Origin of the sequence: Haladaptatus sp. CMSO5 (assembly GCF_036689885.1) — an archaeon.
In the GTDB taxonomy this organism is placed as follows: domain Archaea; phylum Halobacteriota; class Halobacteria; order Halobacteriales; family Halococcaceae; genus QDMS2.
On record NZ_JBAHVW010000002.1, the window covers coordinates 90,959 to 111,402 of the forward strand.

The window sequence follows — 20,444 nt, forward strand, 5'->3', positions numbered from 1 at the left end:
CAGCATTGGCGACTGCTAACCCCCTCGTTGCCAGATATCGCGTAGACCACAACACCTACCACAGCAGTCTGCGTGCATCGAATCATGAGTCAGAATCAGTCATTCTCTCCTGAACCCCTCTTTGGCGCGAAACCACAGGTTGCTGAGTCAGCGTTCGTCTCGAAGATGGCATACCTGATAGGGGATGTTCTCGTTGGTGAGCGAGCGAGCCTCTGGCCGTTCGTCTGTCTACGCGGTGACGGCGGCGAAACAGTCGTTGGAAACGAAACGAACGTCCAAGAGTTTTCCATGCTCCACGGTGCGCTTCTTGGAGACGCGGTCACCATTGGCCACAACGTCGTCGTCGACTACGCAACGGTCGAGGACCATTCGCTCATTGGGATGCAAAGTACAGTTCTCAAAGGGGCCACTGTCGAATCGAACTGCATCGTCGCCGCCGGAAGCGTCGTGCTTCAGGACCAGACAATCCCAGAAGGCCATCTTGCCTACGGGGCTCCCGCAAAAACCAAACCGCTTACTGAGGGACAACGAGCTGAAATCGAGCGAGTTCACGAACACTACGTCGAACTCGGCAGCCAGTACAAGGAGACCGGTCGATTTGAATAGGGTGGCTTCTGACAAGGGCAACGTTCTTTCGTGTTGCCTGTGACCACAGTGCTATGGGAGCAGAATTAGCGAGTAGTGGGACCGAGATAGCGCGGGTTTCAGTTGTCGGTGCGGGAACGATGGGCTACGGAATCGCACTCACCTTCGCACTTGGAGGGAAATCCGTCGTCCTGTTCGATATTGATGAAACAGCGTTGAAAACGGCAGCCGAGAATATCCACGAGACCGTTGATACACTCCACGCGCACGGAGAGCTGACGCAGACGGAGACGGAGGCAGTCAGAGCGAGGATTTCGTACGAGTCATCGCTCGAAACAGCAATCCAGGATGCAGACCTCGTGACAGAGGCTGTCTCTGAAGACATGGAATTGAAACAGACCGTGTTCGCCAAACTCGGTACACACGCTCCCGAGGAAGCCATTTTGGCAACGAACACGTCCGGACTGTCGATTACCGAGATTGCATCCGTCGTCGATAACCAATCGCGAGTGGTCGGTACCCACTACTTCAACCCTCCGTACATCGTGCCCGTTGTCGAACTCGTAAAAGGCACCGAAACTGCCGATTCGACTGTCACTACGCTCGCTGCGCTGTTCGAAACAATCGATAAGACGCCGGTCGTCGTCGAGCGTGATATCCCCGGATTTATCGTAAATCGTATCCAGACTGCGATGGCGTACGAGGCAGAGTCGTTACTTAACAGCGGGGTTGCGAGTGCCGAAGACATCGACCGAGCAGTGAAAGGGAGCCTCGGATTCCGCTTGCCGATACTCGGCATCTTCGAAAAGTCCGACCACTCTGGACTCGATGTCCACCACGACGTAATCTCGCATCTCCTCCCCCACCTCGACCGGGGCACGGAGCCCCACGAGTTCCTCACTGAGTTAGTCACAGCGGGAAACTACGGCGTGAAAACCGGACAAGGGGTTTACAACTGGGAGGGAGAAGATATGGACAGCGTATATGCAGCGCGCGATGAATCGTTGTTCGCCCAGCTGGCGGTGTACCGTGATTCGCTCACGGAAACGAAGTAGCCGAGCTACTGCTGTCAATTCACCCGACTGTATAGACAGTCCACCGGAAGATTAAGGAAGGCATGCGCCATTCGTGTGATATGGCTTCACGCAGTGAGACGAGCAGTAGTTCTCTTAGGCAAAGAGAGCAGGCGGATTCTCAAGAGTCGGCGGGTGGTTCTGGTGACGTGCTATCACAAAATATCACTGGGGCGAAAATCGTTGGCGATTTCATTGCCACGACGTTGGGACCGCGAGGGATGGACAAGCTCCTGTACGATACCGACGATGCAGACGATGGCCTTGGCAACTATTTCGAAGTGACGAATAACGGCGCGTACTTGCTCAAACGCCTCCCATTTCAATCGCCCGGAGGCAGAGTTATCGCCCGCGTGGCAGCTGCACAAGAGGAGCGATGCGGCGACGGCACAACGACAACGGCGATTTATGCAAGCGAGATACTCAGAGCTGTCGAACCGCTCATCGAACAGGGACTCCATCCGACGACTATCGCTAGTGGAATCAAGGAGGCGGTCACCATCGCGACCGAAACTATCCACGCCGAATCGCGGCCGGTGACGCTGTCCGATGACGAACTGCTCACAGCAGTTGCCCAAACAACCCTCCAAGGGAAAACGGCAGAGCCGATTCTCGACACCCTGAGCCAGTGGTCGGTCGAAGCCGTCCGAACGCTCGCACAGGAACATGAGAGTGAGGTTCGGGTGAACACAGACCTCGTACAGATCGAATCGCTTCGCTCTGGGACAATCACCGATACGGAACTCGTCGACGGGATGGTTCTAAAAAAGTCATTCGCCGGAAACTACGAGCCAACCAACTTGGACAATCCCAACATCGCGGTCGTTACCCAAGGATTCGCCAGAGCAGAGGCAATCCGGCACCGGCTCAGTAGCGATAGTCATTCGAGCACCCAAACGGTGACCTACGACCTCTCCGATCCGGATAGCGTCGATGCGTTCGCTGACTTCGAAGTCGAACACGTTACAGAACTGCTCGAACCACTCATCGCTGCAGACGTAGACGTGGTGCTTGTCGGGGATCGCGTTGAAGACGAGTTACTCCCATACTTCGATGCCGCAGAGATTGCCGTCGTACGAAACGCGCGAACAGACCGAATGCAGAAGGTTGCCCGCGCCACTGGCGCGACCATCAACACCCATCTCCGCGACTTCGACAGCACCGATACCGGGAAAACAGCCCGACTTGAGCGACGGCGGTACCCAGGAATCGAACAGAATGCACTTCTGTTTTGGGGTGGTGCTGGTGAACAGGTCGTCTCAGTATTGGCCCATGGCAGTACATGGATGTCCGGGTGGGAACTCGAACGAAACATCATGAATGCCATTCGGTCTGTCAGCGCGGCAGTCGAGAGTGGGCACGTCGTTCCCGGTGGCGGTGCCATTGAAATCACCGTCGCTCGACAGCTTAGAGAGGACGCCCCAGCAGTTGGTGGCCGAGAGTCGCTTGTCATCGAGGCGGTTGCAGATGCTCTCGAAGGCATCCCAAAGACACTCGCTCGTAACGCCGGAATGGACCTAGTCAATACGCTCACCACGCTACGAGCGGCCCACTGGAATAGCCGGAAGGAGACCGGCGTTCTCGGACAGGAGCGGGTTGTCGGTAACGTCGTCGAACAAGGCATTCTCGAACCAGCGACGAGCAAGCGCTATGCACTCGAAGCCGCAGCGAGCGTCGCGACGACAATCCTCCGAATTGACGACGTTCTTCCAGCAAGTTCGTAAGAAATTTCCCACCCCGCATGACGTGTATTTCAAACATGAGGGTGTAGATTACGTAGGGTGGTAGACATCACGCAGGTTACTCAATGTCTGCTGCCTGGAATCGACGATAGCCGTACCCAAGTGAGAGAACAAGCCACGCCGTGAGAATGGCGAACCCTGCCCACTTCGGTGGGTAGAACGAGGCTGAGACCGGATACGACATTATCTCGTCGAACGTGGGGATAATCGCACGCGTTGCATAGCCGACTGCCGCCGTCGGATTGAGCGCGTGAGCGACGATTAACCAGGGAGGAACACCGGACTCTGGGGGAACGTACCCAACGGTAATCATCTGCAGAATTGCCGTCACCAAGTCCCATCCTAATTGGAACAAGACGAAGAGACTCGTCGCACCGATAAACTTCCCGAGAACGATGTCACTCCGCGAGTTAGGCAGACTGAGTGCTAGTTTGAGACTCCCGCTATCCCGCTCGCGGGAAATAGCACCGTAGGATATTAGCAATCCCAGCAGCGGGACGAAGAAGGCCATCGGCTGAGCCATCCTATTGAGCAGTGCCAACGTGCTCGTCGGGGTAGTCGTATCAGAATACATCTGAGGGATGTGCTGAATCGCCGCCCAGAACCCGGCGACGAGGGCGAACAACAGCGTGATAGCGATGAACGATCCCGACCGAATAGAGTCGTGAACGTCTTTTCTGACAATCGCGACGAGAGACATTTGTTGAATATTCAACCAGACGCAGTGATAAATATTGAGGAGCCGGTGCTCCCGTTTCGTCCGCCATCATAAGTTCTCACTCAACGCCTTCCGTATCCCACTACCAACGATGTGGAACAGATGCAACCCGTTTGCTGCATACAGAGGGTGTATGCACAGAGCGTGGAATTTAGTTCTGAGGATAACGATTTTCTCAGTTTAGGTTTCAGTTCTCGAGCAGCCTCTGTGTGGGTCAAAGCAATCGAGTTTCAGCTGAAAGATTCTTCATCCGAGAACCACGCGTGGGTAAAATGAATCTCTTTTGAAACGCGAACCGAACCGGTTTCCGAACGACGTCGCTAGCTGATAGCTCTTGATCAAGCAAAAAGGAACCCAGTAGTCAAAATCAATTACTCGAATGTACGAATCAAACAGTAAACGCGAATTGTGGTCACAGACCAGCCTCCTTCATCAGCCGTCTGCAGCTCGGAATCGAATACGTCACGTCAAACGCGTCGAGGATATAGGCTCTAACGAGGAGTGGCGTCCATTCTTGTTCAGCGTATCCCGATTTGTGCGGCGGTTGGTGAAGGGTTTCGTTCAACGTCATTCGTTGTTCGTCGGTAAGTTTTCGTGGCCTTCCAGAGCGATGATTATCGTGGACAGCTTCGACCAGTGGCTCCTGCTCTAGGCGCTTGAGCCACGAATAAATCGTGCGACGCTCAACTCCGTACCAGTCTGCGAGTTCAGTCTGTGTGATTCCGTTCTTGTACGCGATTGCCGCGATGAGTCTTTGAGTGGGCTTCTTACCCTCCACTTCCGCTAAGGCCGACTGGAGATCCGTGACAGAAATATCCGTGAGGTGTTCCATGAATTGTGTAGAGTTGGTATGGGTAAATAATTTTAATGGAAACTCGCCGCTTCAATGGCGATAGCCCTGTCAGTTTTGGCTTGCTACTTCCCACGCTTGCCGGCCCACTCTACAAACAGTAATGCCAATGTTCGATGATCGATACGATTGTGGAACTGAAATCTACCCTCAGCGCATGAGAGCTCTTTAGGGGAAGACTACTCAAGAAATTGCGTGAGCCCGCCAAGTGTCTCGGCGTCAAAGAGGCGAGCAGACTCAATTCAATTTGTGTATCAAGCAGCTTCGATACGAATGAAAACGATGGAGAGAACAGCGGAGAAATGGATTATTGAGCTGATGCCGTCAATGTAATCGATTTGAGATAGGCCAGCAGCCCAACTAATTAAGGCTTGTCGAACATCTCTCGAACCTCGGCGTTCCTGGGAGCGGCTCAGGTGAACTGCTGCTCGAAGCAAATCCTCGATTCCGAGAAGGAGTCGCCAATATGTCCAAACTTGACAAACCATACAAACTAGCAAAACCATTTCCACCAGCCAAACTGGCCAACAGAGGAAAAAAGGAGAGCAAGAATTCCGTCGAAGGCATTCCAGATTACTGGGGACGAAACGGACTATTTCGCTCAATGGCGGTATCGTACTACCGTTCAAACGCCATCAGAACCCGGTATCTTACGGAGGAAAATTGAGTATTTGAGTACTGGATATTGGTTACTGATTGGAAAGCGAGCCAGGATGCCATGAACCGTCGAAGTCCTCGTGGACAAACGGTTTCGCATCGGCCCCCGCGTACGTCCCGACGACCTGCCCATCGCCTTCGAGGTAGTACTGATACGTGGTGAGCCCTTCGAGACCGACGGGGCCGCGCGCGTGGATTTTTCCAGTGCTGATGCCGACTTCGGCACCGAGTCCATAGCGGAAGCCATCAGCAAAACGCGTTGAGGCGTTGTGGAACACGCTTGCCGAGTCGAGACTCCGCATGAAAATACCGGCGCGATCGGAGTCGTCGGTCACGATAGCGTCCGTGTGCTTCGAGCCGTAGGTTGTGATGTGCTCGGTTGCCTCGGCGAGTGAATCGACGATTTTGACGGCGATGATGAGGTCGCCGTATTCGGTCTCCCAGTCCAGTTCGCTGGCCGCCTCCATCGACACGATTTCTCGTGCTGCGTCGTCACCGCGCATTTCAACTCCGGCGTCCGCGTACTTCGCAGCGATTTTCGGCAAGAAATCTGCCGCGACACGTTCGTGAACCAAGAGAGTTTCAACCGCGTTGCACACCGCGGGGTACTGCACCTTTGCGTCATACGCGATATCGGTGGCCATCGAGAGGTCTGCCTCTTTGTCGACGTAGACGTGGCAGACGCCCTCTGTGTGGCCGAGCACCGGGATGCTCGTGTTGTTCTGGATGTAGGAAACGAATTCCGAACTGCCTCGTGGCATGACGAGGTCGATAGCCTCGTCCATCTCGAGGACGGTGTCCACGTCCGCTCGCGCTTCGATGAGTTGTGCCCAGCCGTCGGGAACGTCGGCCGTCGCGTCCTGAATCAACTCGAAGAGAACGCGGTTCGAATGGCTCGCCTCGCTGCCGCCCTTCAGGATAACGGCGTTCCCAGAGCGCAAGCAAAGCGACGCAATCTGGACGAGTGCATCGGGTCTAGATTCGAAAATCGTCCCCACGACACCGATTGGTACGGTGCATTTGTAGAGCTCCAATCCGTCGTCAAGCCGCCGGGCGGTCTGCGTCTTTCCGAGCGGGTCGGCTTGCGCGGCAACGCTCCTGACCATCTCCGTAATACTCTCGAGTTTCGATGGGGAGAGCTTGAGGCGGTCGACGAGCGCCTGGCTGTAGTCTCCTGCTTCGAGGAGTTGCTCTGCCTCGCGAACGTCCGTCTCGTTGGCCGCTAGGATTTCCTCGTGGCTCGCATCGATAGCGTCTGCAATCGAGTGCAACGCATCGGCGCGTGCTTCGTCGGACAATCCCGCGATTCTGAGCGCTGCGGTCTGTGCCTCTGCAACTTTCGTTTGGGTCGTTTTCTCAGTCATCGTCGTCTCCGTTCGTCGGGATGAATATCGTCCCCACCGGTTCTGCGGCACTGATTTTGGCCAACACATCGTCCGCGGTGGATTTGGCGATGATGGCCGGAATGCCGTGTTCGCTCACCGCACGCGCGCCAGCGACTTTCGTCTGAATTCCACCAAATCCGTGCGTCGAACTCGCGTCGACCAACTTCTGTACCGCGGCATAGTTACTGCCAATAGCTTCGATGCGGGCCGCGGTCGAATCTTTCTTTGGGTTTCCGGTATAGACGCCGCCGACATCAGTGAGCGTGACCAAAAGTTGCGCACCGATACCGATTGCGACCGACGAGGAGAGCATGTCGTTGTCACCGATGCGGAGTTCTTCGGTTGCGACGGCGTCGTTCTCGTTGATAATCGGGACGATATCCCACTGGAGAAGTGTTTCGACGGTGTTCGTGAAGTTGGTGAACCGGTCTGGGTCCTCTAAGTCGTTCTCCGTCAGGAGAATCTGCGCGACGGTCTGGTCGAACTGCTCGAAGTACTCGGTGTACCGTCGCATGAGTTGTGATTGCCCTACCGTCGAAAGTGCCTGCGACTCTTCGACTGTCTCGTCTGTGAGGCCAAGGAGACCCTTTCCAGCCCCGACCGCACCGGAGGACACGAGCAACACCTGTTTCCCCTGCCGGCGGAGATCCATCACGTCCGTTACAAGCTTGTTGACTTTCGCGTCGTCGAGGTTAGAGTGTTCGTCGGTCAGCGAGTTCGTCCCCGCTTTGACGACGACCAGGTTGGCATCCGCCGCGAGCTGTCGTGCGTGCCTGGCTTCGTCTGCGTCGACAGACCCGAGTAGCTCTGACGGTTCACTCATCGTCAGTCCCTCGTGCTAATTCCACAGATCGCCGTTCTGCAGCCGCCACTGCGTCTGAAACCGCTTTCTTGGCTGTGCTCGCTCGAAGGACCTCCATCCCTTCGATGGTCGTCCCCTTCGGTGAACAGACATCGTCGATGAGTTCGTCGATAGATTTCTCAGAGGTGAGGACGGTCTCTGCAGCACCCTTGAACGTTTGGGCAGCGAGGATTTCAGCGTCCGCGGGGTCTAAGCCACCATCGACGCCCGCTTGTTTCATCGCATTCAGCAGATAAAAGACGAATGCGGGGCCGCTCCCATTGACCGCCGTCGAGATGTGCATCTGTGCTTCGTCAACTTCGACGAACACGCCGACGTCGCTGAGAAGTTCGGCCACGTCGTCAGGGAGTTGCGCCCCGGAGACGGCTGCTGCCATGTCACCAGTCGCAGCCGCGAGGTTCGGCATGACTCGAATAACGTCGGCATCCGTCTTCGCTTCGAGCACCGACGTCGAAACACCTGCAGCGATAGAGACGAGCGTTTGGTCTGGCGAGAGGTCGAGTTCGGAGACGATATCCGCGGTGAGGGCGGGTTTGACGACGACGAAAACGACCGGCGCTTCGGCTGCGATTGCGAGGTCGGTGGTCGTCGTTTCGCAGTACGCTTCGACCGACGCAAGCGCCTGCGGGTCGACGTCACAGGCTGTTATCGTATGGGTTCCAGTCTTGGAGAGACCCCGCACGAGGGCGCTCCCCATATTTCCGCATCCAATGACGCTGACGTGTACCATCTTACTGAGCTATGGGCTTCTGAGACACAAAGCGGCTGTGTTGTCACCGAAATATTACCGTCTCTTTTTTGACCGAAATGCAGAAAAGGCCCTGTGGCAGGTTTCGACCACGAGAGGGTGGAGAACGAATCCCCCCGTAACGTCGAATAGTCGAATTCGAAGACGAGGACGTAATCATCCGAACCTGAGTCGACGATCAGTTCGACGCACACAAAGCTGGTTCTCCTCGACATCAGCGATCCGTACAACCCGGTCGAAGTTGCGCGGTACAACGAGACGGGACCGGAGTTCGAGACGGAGAACGGTGGTATCCAGGACGTCTGGGGCATCTACAAAGTGCCCAACGCACCCTGGATATACGCCTCCGACCGAAACGGCAGCCTCTACGTCCACAAGGAACTCGGCTCCGGGTCTGGCAATCAGGGACAAGATGGCGACGATCGCGGCCAATCGTAGTAAGCGGTCGTCAAAAGGGGTAGATACTCGACACAATCGCTGCGCGATGTCGCCTACCCTGCTGGCACTATTTTATTTGGTTGAACGCGCCCCAGAGCGTGCGTCTGCAACCAGCATGATCGCTACAACTTCCCTGGACACTGTCAAAGGCTACGTGCTGAATAGAAGTAAGAATTCAGCACGCACTCCTCTATCGTTGGTTTCAGGGAGTTATCCGCTGTCTATCGGTTCGGATTTCTGTGAGTTCATTTTGAGAATCGTCTGAATGCACGAGGGCGACCCCAATCCAGAGAACCCAGAGGAGCATCACTATCAAGGAGACTATTCACACCGGGATGGCCATCCCATTTCCGACAACCGGTCTGCTGGCTTTTCGGAGTCAAAGACGTAGATCCCACCGACCCGTCCACTCTCCTCATCGTTCAGATAGAACTTCTGGAGCAATTCCCCCATCTCACGGTACTTTTGGGAACGATCTCGGAACAGCGATTCGACCTCGTCTACACCCAGCGCTGACTCGTAGGTGATGAAAATGATCTCCAAAGCGATTCACCGATTGAACTACGCAGTCTGACGGAAAACCGTTCCTCACCCTGATGCAGACACTCTCTGTTTCTCGCACGCCGTTTCAGACAGCGACTGTGAAAGTCCAGTGGTCGTGCTTGAATATCGCGCGATTGTGGCAATGGTGCCTTCCACGTTACACTGCGACGAGGTGCGGCGTGACCATTAGGGAGGGCTGGGAAGCAGGCGGCGGACACACCACTCGAACCTCCCGAGAATCTCGAATAGCGAGTCGCCTGTCCCTCCCCACGGTAGAAACGCTAAGCCACTCGCCCCCCTACATTGCTTATGACTGCGGGAATCGACAACATCCAGTTCCTGGCCACGTCGGCCCACCGTGTCGGCGTCCTCGAAACGTTGCGCGACGGACCGGCCGACCGTCGAGAGCTATGTGAAGCCACCAGCGCCTCCTCGCCGACCGTCGGACGGGTACTCGCCGACTTCGAAGAGCGGAGGTGGCTCGTCAGGAACGGCCCAACGTATGGGCTGACTCCCCTCGGCGAGTACGTCGCCGACAGGTTCCTCACTCTCCGGGACGCGATGGAGGTCGAGGAGAGGCTTCGCGACGTCTGGCAGTGGCTGCCGGTCGAGATGCCGGGCTTCTCCGTCCACCTCTTCGCCGACGCGGTCGTCTCCTACCCCGGGCCAGGGTACCCCTACGAACCCGTCGAGCGCCTCGGCCAGCTCATTCGGTCGACCTCGACGTTGCGCGGGTTCGACAACATCGTCTACAAGTCGAGCAACCTCGAGACGGCCTGTGGCGCAGTCCTCGACGGAATGACCTTCGAGTACGTGTTCACGCCCGAGGCTCTGGAGGGGATGTTTGCCTGGAACCCCGACCGGATACTGGAGGTCGCCGCCTGCGAGAACGCGACCATCCTCGTCCACGATCACCTCCCCGACGGCGACCGCTGCGGCCTCGGTATCGTGGACGATCGGGCCGGCATCTGCTGTCATGATGCCAAGACTGGAGCACTCGTGGCTGTCATCGACACCGACGCCCCGGAGGCCCGTGACTGGGCCATCTCGGTCTTCGAGCAGGTTCGCGCGGAGGCGACCCCGGTAGACCCTACCGCCTTCGAGTCTCGCGTGCCATCGTAACGCCACTGGGGACGACCGCCGCTATCGGACAACCCGGCCAGCCGGGAGTCTCTGACGTAGCAGGGATCCAGCCTCCCCGAGATTTCAGGGCGTGAAATCTTGCACGCGGCACCATCACGTCCCTCTGGCGCGTACGCTTATCGAGGAACGAACACATGAGCGAACGATACGAGACCGTCGTTATCGGCGGTGGCCAGGCCGGATTGGTGACCGGGTACTACCTGCAGCGACACCACCAAGACTTCGTCATCCTCGACGCGAGCGACCGCATTGGCGACGCATGGCGGGCCCGTTGGGACTCCCTCCGGGTGTTCACGCCCGCCCGCTTCTCAAGCTTGCCGGGAATGGGTTTTCCGGGCTCACCATATGCCTTCCCCACGAAGGATGAGGTAGCCGACTACTTGGAGACCTATGCCGAGCGATTCGACCTCCCCGTCGAACTCGGCGTCCGCGTGGATGGGCTGGAACGGAGCGGCGATAGCTTCCTCATCACCGCGGGCGACCGGCGGATCGAGGCGGACAACGTCGTGGTGGCGATGGCGAGCTACCAGGCCCCGAAGGTTCCGGATTTTGCGTCGAAGCTCTCCGACGATGTCGTCCAGCTGCATTCGAGCGATTACCGCAACCCCGATCAGCTACAGGACGGGGGCGTGCTCGTCGTCGGTGCAGGTAACTCCGGAGCAGAGATCGCCCTCGACGTTGTCGACGAACACGAGACGTGGCTGTCGGGCCGCGACGTCGGTCACGTGCCATTCCACATCGACTCGTGGGTCGGTCGTCACCTGGGGGCCCCGTTCGTGATGCGGGTGCTCTTTCACAGGATCCTCACGACGGAGACGCCGATTGGGCGCCGAAAGCGCCCGAAGATCCTGTCTCAGGGCATCCAGCTGGTCCGAGTCAAACCACGTGAGTTAGCCGCGGCTGGCATCGAGCGAGTGCCTCGCATGACTGACGTCCACGACGGTCGGCCCGTCGTCGGGGAAGATGCCGTCCTCGACGTCAAAAACGTCATCTGGTGCACTGGCTTCCGCCCTGACTTTTCGTGGATTGACCTCCCGATCTTCGACGGGACAGAACAACCCACGGAGCCTGTTCACGTGCGCGGTGTCGTCCCGGACGAACCAGGACTGTACTTCGTCGGCCTGTTCTTCCTGTACGCGATGACGTCGGGGCTGTTCACCGGCGTCGGCAGGGATGCGGAGTACGTCGTCGACCACCTGACGTCGAGGGCGCGCCAGCAGCAGCCTCATCCGAGCTATACTGGATCGGTGGACGGACTCCCACAGCAGTCGTAGTCGAGTTTGGCGTTGGCCTCACGTCCAAGAACGGCCAGTTTCGCAAACGTCGCCATCTCAAAGGGTCTAACGCATCCGAACGTAGAGCAAAATCGCCCGCGTGACCGATACACCCTCTGACTGTTGCACATCGCTTCTGACAGCGTTCGGTGCGGTTTCTGCGGTCGTGCTGAACTCAGCGCGCATATTGGTCACGGGAGACTGGCCCCCACGATCGGGAGTGGCGAAGAGTAACGTTATATTACCGACCGATCTCTCTTCCCCACTGTGTCTGACTTAGAAACAACGGGGCAGGGAGTTGCGCTTGGTGTTGGCGTCGGCCTCACTTTCGGTGTCGTCGTCGGGGTGGCGATAGATAATATTGGTCTCGGAATCGGTATTGGAATGGCCCTCGGGGCGGCACTCGGCCTGTTCTGGGATCAACGGGAGGAGTAGTCCACGAAACAACGAATCTGCACACGCTTCGTCTCTCCTTATTCACTCTCAGATGTGAAGCAAAGAGCGGCGGCTTGCTGCATACATCCTCTGCGTCGGTCACGACGGTCCTGACACAATCCGAGTAGTTCGAATAGCTCGTGCTGCATAGAGGGCGCCTATTTACCATAGCTGTCCCACTCGGAGGCGATCAGTGGCTACTGGGGAAATAGTCACCAACAGTCAGCGGTTATTCCGCCCAGTCAGAAACGAAACAGCCGTCAGGCAGGTGTTCAACACACCCTTGAAAACTCACCACCGGTCGAGGATTTCACCCATGCTTCTGGCACGGAGTCCACTGTGGCACAGCTCGTGATCACGACGATTCGGTGACGAAGTGAAGAGCCATCCGGTGTCCAGCGTACTCGATAGGGACGAGTATGACTTCGGTCTGGACAGTCCCGCCGTCCCGTTTCATCCATTCGACTTCGATAGACGAGGCAATCGCCTCTTGCATTGCTGTTTGGTACGCGCTAATGAGCGTGTTTCGACTTTCCGTACCCACGAATACGGTGGGGAAGTTTTCGTCCACGGCTGCCCATTCCTCCGCCGAGTCGTACCCGAGCAGGGATGCGAACAACTCGTTGCAGATCTTGTGCGTATCATCGAGATAGAGGTATATCGGTTGTTCGGACGTCTCAAAAATACCGTCCAGCTGGGAGGCAACGCCGTCGAGAATCGCCGCGTGATCCATGGCTGAAGGCTCCTTGTGACTCATAGCGTCCTGATAGGACGCTGCTCTCCGCCATAGTTATGTAGCGATATTCAGAGTACGTGCTGTTTTCACGCTCTACATACAGCAAGCCATTTCTGTCAATTTGTGAGTGATTCAACAGCGCCTTTGAATGTAGTTCTCTCGTTGGCTCATCCCGACCCATCCGTCCGCGCCTGAGAGGACATTGAATGGACGTGGTCGAATCCGACCACGGTTTCCTTCGATGAGTCTTGGTTGGTTTTGCCATCAACGACCGCAGCCTCGAACCCACTTGCCCGAACGCGAATCGGGAACCACCCTTCTTCGGCCACACCAAGCAACGCCTCTGAGAAGCCATCCTCTTCATTGCCCGCTTTCGCCGTACGCACCCAGTTCACCTCGCGTTCGCTCTGTGGTTGCAATCGGCTCATTCGTCTTCGCATCGTGGAGGGTTGCTTCGACGGTGACCGTCTCCTCCGTCGTGTTCACCACCGACAGCGAGAGAGTGCTCTCATGAATCGGTATGTCGATAAACGCCCCCTCTTCGAGAGGGGCCTCGACGCCTCTCACGAGTCCGTGGGCAGTGACGTTCCCGAGGCTGTGGTCAGTAGTGTTGGTTCGGGTGGTGAGCGCGTAGCTTGCCGTGTACGGTTCGGTGAGCACGTCCAGATGCACATTCGCGGGGAGAACCGGAGGGTTCGTTTCTTCGCCATAGACACCCTGAATCGTGACGATATTTCGGGGAGCCGCGGTCGGCCCCGTCTCCATTGGGTAGGCGTTCACCTGCAACGGCTGGAGCGACGAGTTCGGGACGGACTCACCGTCTGCCGTACTCGATACGAGCGTATCCCACTCACTATCGCGGGCTGAGTAAAACCGCCACACGCCGTTCACCTCACCGCCCGGAACTGAGTAGCCCAACCACGGGTAATTCTTTCCGACGTACAACCCGAGGTCGCCGTTGGGGTACACACCGCGATATCCAGCTACGGTGAGGTCGTACTCCGTGACCGCGAGGTCGTCTCGAACAGTGAGCGTCTCCGTCCGAACACTGCACGACCCCGCAGCGCAGGAATCCGATTGGGGAGCGAGTTCGACGGCGATGTCCGCTTCGACAGTGAGCGTGTGCTCCTCTCCAGGGTAGTCAGATAGCGACTCATAGGAGAGTGCGGCCGCATGGTTTCCTTCTGTAGTCATCTCGACTTCTCCGTCCACGAGCAAACGTGTCTCGACGATTCGATGGTCGAGCAACTGAGCGCCCGTTCGCTCGACGCTCGCCTCGTCAAGCATCGTGCGTTCAACTCGATAGTCGATGGTTGAGAGCACGCTCCCATTCGGCGCAACGTACAGTGGTTGGTCGTCTGGTGCGAGACGAGCGCGTGTTGACGGCTGAACGGCGAAAATCTCGACGTAGGCGTCCTTGATGAACACGCCATCTGAGAGGGTGGCGTTCGGTGGGTGAATGGACGTCTCTGCATCGGTCTCGGGGAAGTCCTGAAGGTCGCCTCGATTCCATTGCTCGACTGCCTTCGGTGGGGAGTTGAACGGGATGTCCGTCACTGCGGCCAACTCCCGCATCTCCGCGGCGTCGCCAGACAGATTCTGGACCGTACTCGCGTTCGTCGCATCGACATCTCCCGACCAAAGCGTGTGAAAGGTAGCTTCGCTCAGGCCGTGGTCGGTTTCGTTTGCGGGCGCTCCGACTGAGTGTGTCGTGGTGAGCGACGTGGCGAACACGGCAACCAAGACGATGAGGAGGCGACCTGTGGGCGGTCTTAGAACGCGCAACTTGCGCCACCTGCAACGACGTTGTTGAGCAGGAACTGCAACGATTGCCGTCCCCAGTGGCGCAACAACGATTCCCCAGATGACCGCCTGATTGCGCGCCTCTTTGAGCTCGCGTTTCATGTCCGACCGGCGAATCGTCGGCACGGCCACCGTTGCCCCGAGTGCGATGACGCCACCGATGAGTGGGCCACCGAACTGGATGACGGTAAAGACGTTTTGGATGGTCTCGGCCATGCTGGTCGTGCAAAAGGCTTCACCCGTTGTTTGGGCGAGTGCGGGAGAGACAGCGAGGACACTCAAGAGTGCGAGTGAGAGGGCGGTGATACGGCCAACGGCAGTGAGCGAAACGGTGCGACTGGTCTGTGGGTGGGCCTGATTGGTGGCCCTGGTGTTTTCGTCAGTCATGGTCATCACTAAAGCCACCTGCAAACGGCCTCAATCCAGCAATCAAGAGACGGCAAATCCGGCGACTGTGTTACAGCCTACCATCGGCTGTTATCACATATTAATTTACGGAACTACTAGATTTCAGATTAATCAGGACCATATTTGTGAATTAACCAACAAACACATCGGATTGAACGACATACGTTATTTTTGGCCAACAGCTTCGAACGCCCCTCAATCGAGACGTTCAAGCGACCCATAGAGCTCCTCGTTCTGAATATGCGTGCAGAACTGCGCGCACACTCGACAGCAATCAGTGGCATCCGTGAACGTTCGAACACTCGCGTCCCAGCGTGCATGAACGGCTCCGAGCATCGCACTCCGCACCGATGGTTCTGTTACAACCATCATTCGCTTTGTCCGATCAGGAGGCGTCGCATCAGCCGCGGGCCCGTGCATGCTGTCGCTCGGCAGCAAGTCCTCGAGAACGCTCCCAATCTCAATGCCAACGCCGAGGTTATCGCCCACTTGTGGTGCGATGAAAACAGTCACATTGCTCGCTCTCGCGAAGGCAATACTCTGTGTCGCGGCATCCATCTCGTCGAGTGGAATTCCGACATCAATCGCCAGAAACGCGTTGAATCCTCGGTCACGAAGACAGTCACGCGTCTCTTGGAGAAGGCGCAGTACGTCGTCCTCGGCGTACTCGCCACTCCCCTCATTCCACGTCGCAAACGAAGGGACGTCGGTCTCGATGTCTGTGTCTGCTGGCAGGAGTGCGTCGACGTCGAACGTCCGATACGGTCCCATGAGATACACGAGAAACTGCTCGCGTCGTACCGGCGGAAGGGCCACCGAATCGCCAACCGACTGGGAGAGCATGTCGATAATTCGGTCCCGCATACGAGCTAGCGCTTCGGATAGTTATTATATAAATCCTCGCGTTTTCAGGAATTTTCTACTAGAGAACGACTAAGTGTATTGCACAATAACTCACTCATAGAGGAAAGCAAATGGCCGAAACCGACCGCCGCCCGACAGACAGGGTCCGAAAGCCCGAGCCGCCGCTCCCGAAAGAGAGTGGCTTGACGCTCGAGGAGTACCTCGCAATGCAACAGGCAATCGGCCATCCAACGCGATTTCGCATCCTACGCACGCTTATTGCAAATGATGAACTGAGTGCCACCGACCTCAAATCAGCAGTTGACGTTGAATCCCACAACTTCCACTACCACCTCGTCGAATTAGTCGAGGTTGGGCTCGTCGACAAGCGCCAACGACGAACCGCCGACAGTCAGGGCTTTTACACCTACTATCGCCCGACTCGAATGGGACGCGATATTCTCGAACACGGCGTCGAGGAGTTGATGCGACGCGAACGCGAGTTCAACGAAGCCTACTCGTAACTCTCTAAACCAGTGACTCTCACTCGGTCGTTTTCTGGAGTGCATCGGGAAGCCGAGTCAGGCAGCTCTCAAGAAAACTCAACGGTGCTTCGACCTCAATGTCTCCCGGTTCATGGACACGCTCCTCACCGACCTCGAACTGAAAATGCGTTGTCCCAAGCTCTGGATGATCATCGTCCTTGTGCCAACCAAGGCTCACCTCATCATCAGCCCAGTGTACACGCTGTACGTCAGTCCCTTCTCGGGGCCGCCATAGCACTTCAACTTTCCCCACTGACCGGGGAAACGACGTCCCCAGAAACATCTAGATATCGACCTCCGCGACAACCGTCCGCGGACGAAGGCGAGATGGCTCATACCGAACATCGGTGAATCCTGGAACCATCTCCATACGTTCTTTGAGCCGACGGAGTCCTTCGCGTCGGGTGAACCCTCGACCAGCAGCAAGAAAAATCACCATCGCCGCAACTATCCTTCCTGAGGGAGTGTCTTCGAACCACCCGAGAACGGCTCTGCATCCAATGTCGTCAACGAACGCTGGAGATTGAGTGCGAGTTGAATCGATTCGCGCACCTCTATGTTGTACTCCCATTCGGCGATGACGTTGAGCCGTTCACGACGCTCTGCGCCGGTGAGGTCCTCACGTCCGATACTCTGGCGTAACGCTGTGAGTGAGTCGACCTCGTAGGTCTCTTTCCACGCGTCGAGTTCGTCACCGATTGCGTTGAGTTCTTGCGTTAGTTCGTCGGCTGTGTGTGCTTCCGCCAACTGGCGGACTTCACGGAGGAACTGTGTGACACTATCGGGTTTATAGCTCATTCCGTCGTTCGTTTCAATTCGTTCGAGGTCTCCTTGATCGACCATCCGCTCAAGATACTTGACGGCCGTATCGCGTGAGACAGCGGCTTCGTCAGCGATCCACCCTGCATTGCGTGGTTCTGTCCGTGTTATCGCAACGTGGCGGACGCGCTCTGCGGCATCCATCTTGTCGGGCCAGGCCGGTTCTTTTTCACTCATTGGTGGTTCCTTCGCTCCATCAATACTAATAATTTCGTACTGGGACCAATTATTTCTCATCAGAGTGGGGTGCCCAGGAGAATACTTCTACACCAACCACAACTGAGAGGTCAACGACATCTACTACAGCTGAATCCCGATTCGTAGATGAACCGCCTCCATTAATCGGTCATTGGTCGTTCAAGCACATCGATCAGTCGCACCGCAGTGTCTCGGATACGGTTCAACCGCACCAAGAGTTCTGCTGCCTCATCGCGTTGCCAACTCGCCAGATAGAACGCCGCATTGTCCGCATCCAACCCGAAATAGCGACTGACGATGTAGGCCACGCTCTCAGCTTCGACTTCTCGCTTTGCTTCTTCTGAGTTATCAAACCCATCGGTGTGAATGAGCGCGTGGGCGAATTCGTGAACCAACGTGTGGGCAACGGCTGCTTCATTCGACTGCTGTTTGACGCAGACGTGAGGTTGTTCTCGCTGTTCTCCTCTCGGGAAACACACGCCCTGTGTCTGTCCGTGAGACCACTCTTCTGGTGAAACGAGGTCAACGTCAATTTCGAGTGTGTCTGCTGTATCGAGGAGTGACGAAAGGAGCGTCGAACCCTCACCAGTCACATCGGTATCGAGATTAGGCAATGGCTCGCCCTCGGTTTGAGAAACGTCGAACACAGGAACGGGCCTGAAGCCCACAATGCCTCGCTCCCACTCTTCGGGTGGTGTTTCATCATACTCGCACCCAATCTTCTCGTGGTAACTCGGCGCGTTCCCACAGTCCGGACATTGCCTCGCTATCGACGGAGCCCAAATCCAGATGGCCGATTCACCTTTGGACACCTGTCTGTCGAACTCCGATTGCCACGTCCGATATCCAGCCACCTTCGTTGCATTCGGACACTGCTGTTTGATCAGCAGCGTGTTGTTCACCGAATACTCGTGGAATCGACTCTGAATGTTGAGCCACGCTGTGAACTCGTCGCTAGCTCGCGCTTCGTCAGTGAGTTCCTGGAGGTCAGTAAGCCACGTTTCGATGGTTCGGTGCATCTCGTCTGCGCGGGTGTCGGCTTCGCTGAACGACACCGCTGATTCGGTAGAATTCATTGGTCATTCGCGGCCACACCGGGAGCGGCACCGACTCGACAACTGACCTCTACTGGGGTCGGGGTGGTGGTGTCTGGAACAATGGGGGAGACACCGCGTACGTCTACGACGATAATGGACGCCTCGCCGCCTCACAATCGACGTCTGGAGATGGGTGTTCGTCGAAAATTTGTATTCAAACAATCAACGCAGACGGGGCGACTCTCAACGACGAGTACGTTGACTTCACGAACACCGGGTCAACCGACCAGGACATGACCGGGTGGACCGTCGAAGACGAGGTTGGGAAGACCTACGCGTTCCCAAGTGGCTACACGATTACAAGCGACGGAACCTGCCGCCTCCACACGGGAAGTGGATCGGATTCAAGCCAAGACGGCGACCTGTACTGGGGTCGTGGCTCTCCAGTCTGGAACAACAGCGGTGACACTGTCTACCTGTACGAGGCCGATGGTTTGCTGCACACCCAAGATTCGTACTGAAAGAAGATCTATCGAGTGAGATACAACTCAACGTTTCACTCGAGACGACAGATTTCGAGGCGATTCTCCTGGGACGAACAACCGAGGTTGGATCCGACCTGATGGAGACGCTCGCCCGCCATCCACTGGACGCCATCGACCCCGAATTTCCCCACTACACCCCCTCCATTAAATCGCCGATGACCCGACGACCTGACGGCACCCCTCTCGGTTGTTCCGTATCGAGTGCAGAGATGCGAAGTCATTCCACACGGGCTTCAATCCAACAGCGCCGTGTCCTCGAAGTTCTCCATCCTGATGATTTTCCCCTCCCTTAGGTCGTAGAGGTGCAGGGCACGCACGTCGATCCGAGCTCCCTCCTCCAGCACGAAGTGCTCGGTCACCGGCACGGCCACGGTGTCGTCGTCAGCGATATAGCGATGAGGCTCGATTTCGAACGATTCGAAGTCGGTCACCATCGTTTCGAGGATGCTCATGACGCCATCGTGTCCACGGTGGACACCCCCCACTGGACTCCCATCAGGTTCGATCCACTCGATGTCGTCTGCGAGCGGAGCAAGGAACGGTTCAACGTCGAACTCGCCGTCGCTCGCCGCTTTGTAGAGCGACTGGACGATTCGGATGTTGGCACCCTCATCTGCGTTCGTCACAGGTTCGGACTGGTCGAAGTCGTTGGTGTTCGAATTGACCCATATCTCGTGGAGTTCGCCATCCTTGACGCGGGCGAGGCAGAGCGCGGCTGACTCGACTCGGCTTCCTTCGACCCCCGCTGAGATAGTGTATCGGCAGGCGAGCGTGTCCTCGTCAGTTAATACCTCTTCTACGTCGAACTCCGGGTCTTCGAGTGCGTGGAGCGCAGCTGCCATGTGCTCTTCGACGGCGTCATAGCCGCGATATTCGGTCCCGTTCTCGAAGAGGACGACGTCGTCTGCATGAGCCGCTGCAATCGTGTCGAAGTCCCTGTCGCTGAACGCATCGAGTACGGTTCGAATCAATTCCTTAGCGTCGTTGGTTGTCGTTGTTGCCATGAGTTTTTCCTGTGGCCATGCCACGGTTTTCAAGAGGCCAGCACAGACATTAT

Annotated in this window: 20 protein-coding genes and 1 pseudogene; 9 read left to right on the plus strand and 12 right to left on the minus strand. The window is 56.8% G+C overall.

Translation table 11 applies throughout. The features are described from left to right. The first annotated feature begins 84 nt into the window (after positions 1 to 84). From V5N12_RS15790 to V5N12_RS15800, 3 genes are all read left to right on the plus strand, one after another. Entirely contained in the window at positions 85 to 606 is a 522-nt protein-coding gene (locus V5N12_RS15790) for a gamma carbonic anhydrase family protein (RefSeq protein ID WP_332900190.1), read from the plus strand. A gap of 53 nt (positions 607 to 659) precedes the next feature. Further along, positions 660 to 1,640 (plus strand): 3-hydroxyacyl-CoA dehydrogenase family protein, encoded by a 981-nt coding sequence (locus V5N12_RS15795; protein WP_332900191.1) that lies wholly within the window; start codon positions 660 to 662, stop codon positions 1,638 to 1,640. Between the two features lie 167 nt (positions 1,641 to 1,807). Continuing rightward, the gene (locus tag V5N12_RS15800; RefSeq protein WP_332900192.1) at positions 1,808 to 3,382 is read left to right on the plus strand and encodes a TCP-1/cpn60 chaperonin family protein; all 1,575 of its coding nucleotides are present in this window, start codon (positions 1,808 to 1,810) and stop codon (positions 3,380 to 3,382) included. 76 nt (positions 3,383 to 3,458) lie between these two features. On the opposite strand, the gene V5N12_RS15805 is transcribed toward V5N12_RS15800, so the two are convergent. The 5 genes and pseudogenes from V5N12_RS15805 to proC form a co-directional block, all read right to left on the minus strand. Beyond that, on the minus strand, positions 3,459 to 4,100 hold the full coding sequence (locus V5N12_RS15805) for an ABC transporter permease (protein WP_332900193.1): 642 nt from the start codon (positions 4,098 to 4,100) through the stop codon (positions 3,459 to 3,461). A gap of 433 nt (positions 4,101 to 4,533) precedes the next feature. Then, positions 4,534 to 4,950, minus strand: a pseudogene (locus V5N12_RS15810) (helix-turn-helix domain-containing protein); the annotation flags it as partial. Between the two features lie 707 nt (positions 4,951 to 5,657). Further along, the gene (locus tag V5N12_RS15815; protein ID WP_332900194.1) at positions 5,658 to 6,989 is read right to left on the minus strand and encodes a glutamate-5-semialdehyde dehydrogenase; all 1,332 of its coding nucleotides are present in this window, start codon (positions 6,987 to 6,989) and stop codon (positions 5,658 to 5,660) included. Further along, on the minus strand, positions 6,982 to 7,833 hold the full coding sequence (gene proB, locus V5N12_RS15820) for a glutamate 5-kinase (protein ID WP_332900195.1): 852 nt from the start codon (positions 7,831 to 7,833) through the stop codon (positions 6,982 to 6,984). The genes V5N12_RS15815 and proB overlap by 8 nt, the downstream gene beginning before the upstream one ends. Beyond that, positions 7,826 to 8,602 (minus strand): pyrroline-5-carboxylate reductase, encoded by a 777-nt coding sequence (proC, locus tag V5N12_RS15825; protein WP_332900196.1) that lies wholly within the window; start codon positions 8,600 to 8,602, stop codon positions 7,826 to 7,828. Before proC ends, proB begins: the two co-directional genes overlap by 8 nt. A 1,308-nt stretch (positions 8,603 to 9,910) precedes the next feature. On the opposite strand from proC, the gene V5N12_RS15830 reads away from it, so the two are divergent. The 3 genes from V5N12_RS15830 (at position 9,911) to V5N12_RS15840 (ending at position 12,453) form a co-directional block, all read left to right on the plus strand. After that, complete coding sequence (locus tag V5N12_RS15830) at positions 9,911 to 10,723, plus strand: helix-turn-helix transcriptional regulator (RefSeq protein ID WP_332900197.1); 813 nt, start codon at positions 9,911 to 9,913, stop codon at positions 10,721 to 10,723. A gap of 155 nt (positions 10,724 to 10,878) precedes the next feature. After that, positions 10,879 to 12,018 carry a flavin-containing monooxygenase gene (locus V5N12_RS15835; RefSeq protein WP_332900198.1) on the plus strand — a complete coding sequence of 380 codons (1,140 nt, stop codon included), beginning with the start codon at positions 10,879 to 10,881 and terminating at the stop codon, positions 12,016 to 12,018. A gap of 267 nt (positions 12,019 to 12,285) precedes the next feature. Continuing rightward, the gene (locus V5N12_RS15840) at positions 12,286 to 12,453 is read left to right on the plus strand and encodes a hypothetical protein (protein WP_332900199.1); all 168 of its coding nucleotides are present in this window, start codon (positions 12,286 to 12,288) and stop codon (positions 12,451 to 12,453) included. 355 nt (positions 12,454 to 12,808) lie between these two features. On the opposite strand, the gene V5N12_RS15845 is transcribed toward V5N12_RS15840, so the two are convergent. The 4 genes from V5N12_RS15845 to V5N12_RS15860 form a co-directional block, all read right to left on the minus strand. Then, positions 12,809 to 13,186, minus strand: coding sequence for a PAS domain-containing protein (locus tag V5N12_RS15845; protein ID WP_332900200.1), 378 nt, complete (start codon positions 13,184 to 13,186; stop codon positions 12,809 to 12,811). Between the two features lie 170 nt (positions 13,187 to 13,356). Continuing rightward, positions 13,357 to 13,575 (minus strand): hypothetical protein, encoded by a 219-nt coding sequence (locus V5N12_RS15850; RefSeq protein ID WP_332900201.1) that lies wholly within the window; start codon positions 13,573 to 13,575, stop codon positions 13,357 to 13,359. Then, positions 13,550 to 15,379 (minus strand): hypothetical protein, encoded by a 1,830-nt coding sequence (locus V5N12_RS15855; protein ID WP_332900202.1) that lies wholly within the window; start codon positions 15,377 to 15,379, stop codon positions 13,550 to 13,552. The genes V5N12_RS15850 and V5N12_RS15855 overlap by 26 nt, the downstream gene beginning before the upstream one ends. 216 nt (positions 15,380 to 15,595) lie before the next feature. Next, positions 15,596 to 16,264 (minus strand): DUF7509 family protein, encoded by a 669-nt coding sequence (locus tag V5N12_RS15860; RefSeq protein ID WP_332900203.1) that lies wholly within the window; start codon positions 16,262 to 16,264, stop codon positions 15,596 to 15,598. A 110-nt stretch (positions 16,265 to 16,374) separates the two neighbouring features. Between V5N12_RS15860 and V5N12_RS15865 the strand changes: the two genes are divergently transcribed. Together V5N12_RS15865 and V5N12_RS15870 are read left to right on the plus strand one after the other, a co-directional pair. Beyond that, positions 16,375 to 16,767, plus strand: coding sequence for a winged helix-turn-helix domain-containing protein (locus tag V5N12_RS15865; RefSeq protein ID WP_332900204.1), 393 nt, complete (start codon positions 16,375 to 16,377; stop codon positions 16,765 to 16,767). Positions 16,768 to 16,879: 112 nt separating this feature from the next. Next, positions 16,880 to 17,023: a hypothetical protein gene (locus V5N12_RS15870; RefSeq protein ID WP_332900205.1), complete on the plus strand. Its 144-nt coding sequence runs from the start codon at positions 16,880 to 16,882 to the stop codon at positions 17,021 to 17,023. A 212-nt stretch (positions 17,024 to 17,235) separates the two neighbouring features. On the opposite strand, the gene V5N12_RS15875 is transcribed toward V5N12_RS15870, so the two are convergent. Next, entirely contained in the window at positions 17,236 to 17,784 is a 549-nt protein-coding gene (locus V5N12_RS15875; protein ID WP_332900206.1) for a DUF7342 family protein, read from the minus strand. A gap of 161 nt (positions 17,785 to 17,945) precedes the next feature. Further along, a complete protein-coding gene (locus V5N12_RS15880) occupies positions 17,946 to 18,881 on the minus strand; it encodes an ImmA/IrrE family metallo-endopeptidase (RefSeq protein WP_332900207.1) in 936 nt (311 codons plus the stop codon). Between V5N12_RS15880 and V5N12_RS15885 the strand changes: the two genes are divergently transcribed. Further along, complete coding sequence (locus V5N12_RS15885; RefSeq protein WP_332900208.1) at positions 18,881 to 19,363, plus strand: lamin tail domain-containing protein; 483 nt, start codon at positions 18,881 to 18,883, stop codon at positions 19,361 to 19,363. The two genes, V5N12_RS15880 and V5N12_RS15885, sit on opposite strands and share 1 nt — an antisense overlap. A 257-nt stretch (positions 19,364 to 19,620) precedes the next feature. Here V5N12_RS15885 and V5N12_RS15890 read toward each other — a convergent pair whose 3' ends face one another. Beyond that, the gene (locus V5N12_RS15890; RefSeq protein WP_332900209.1) at positions 19,621 to 20,415 is read right to left on the minus strand and encodes a nuclear transport factor 2 family protein; all 795 of its coding nucleotides are present in this window, start codon (positions 20,413 to 20,415) and stop codon (positions 19,621 to 19,623) included. Between the last annotated feature and the right edge of the window lie 29 nt (positions 20,416 to 20,444).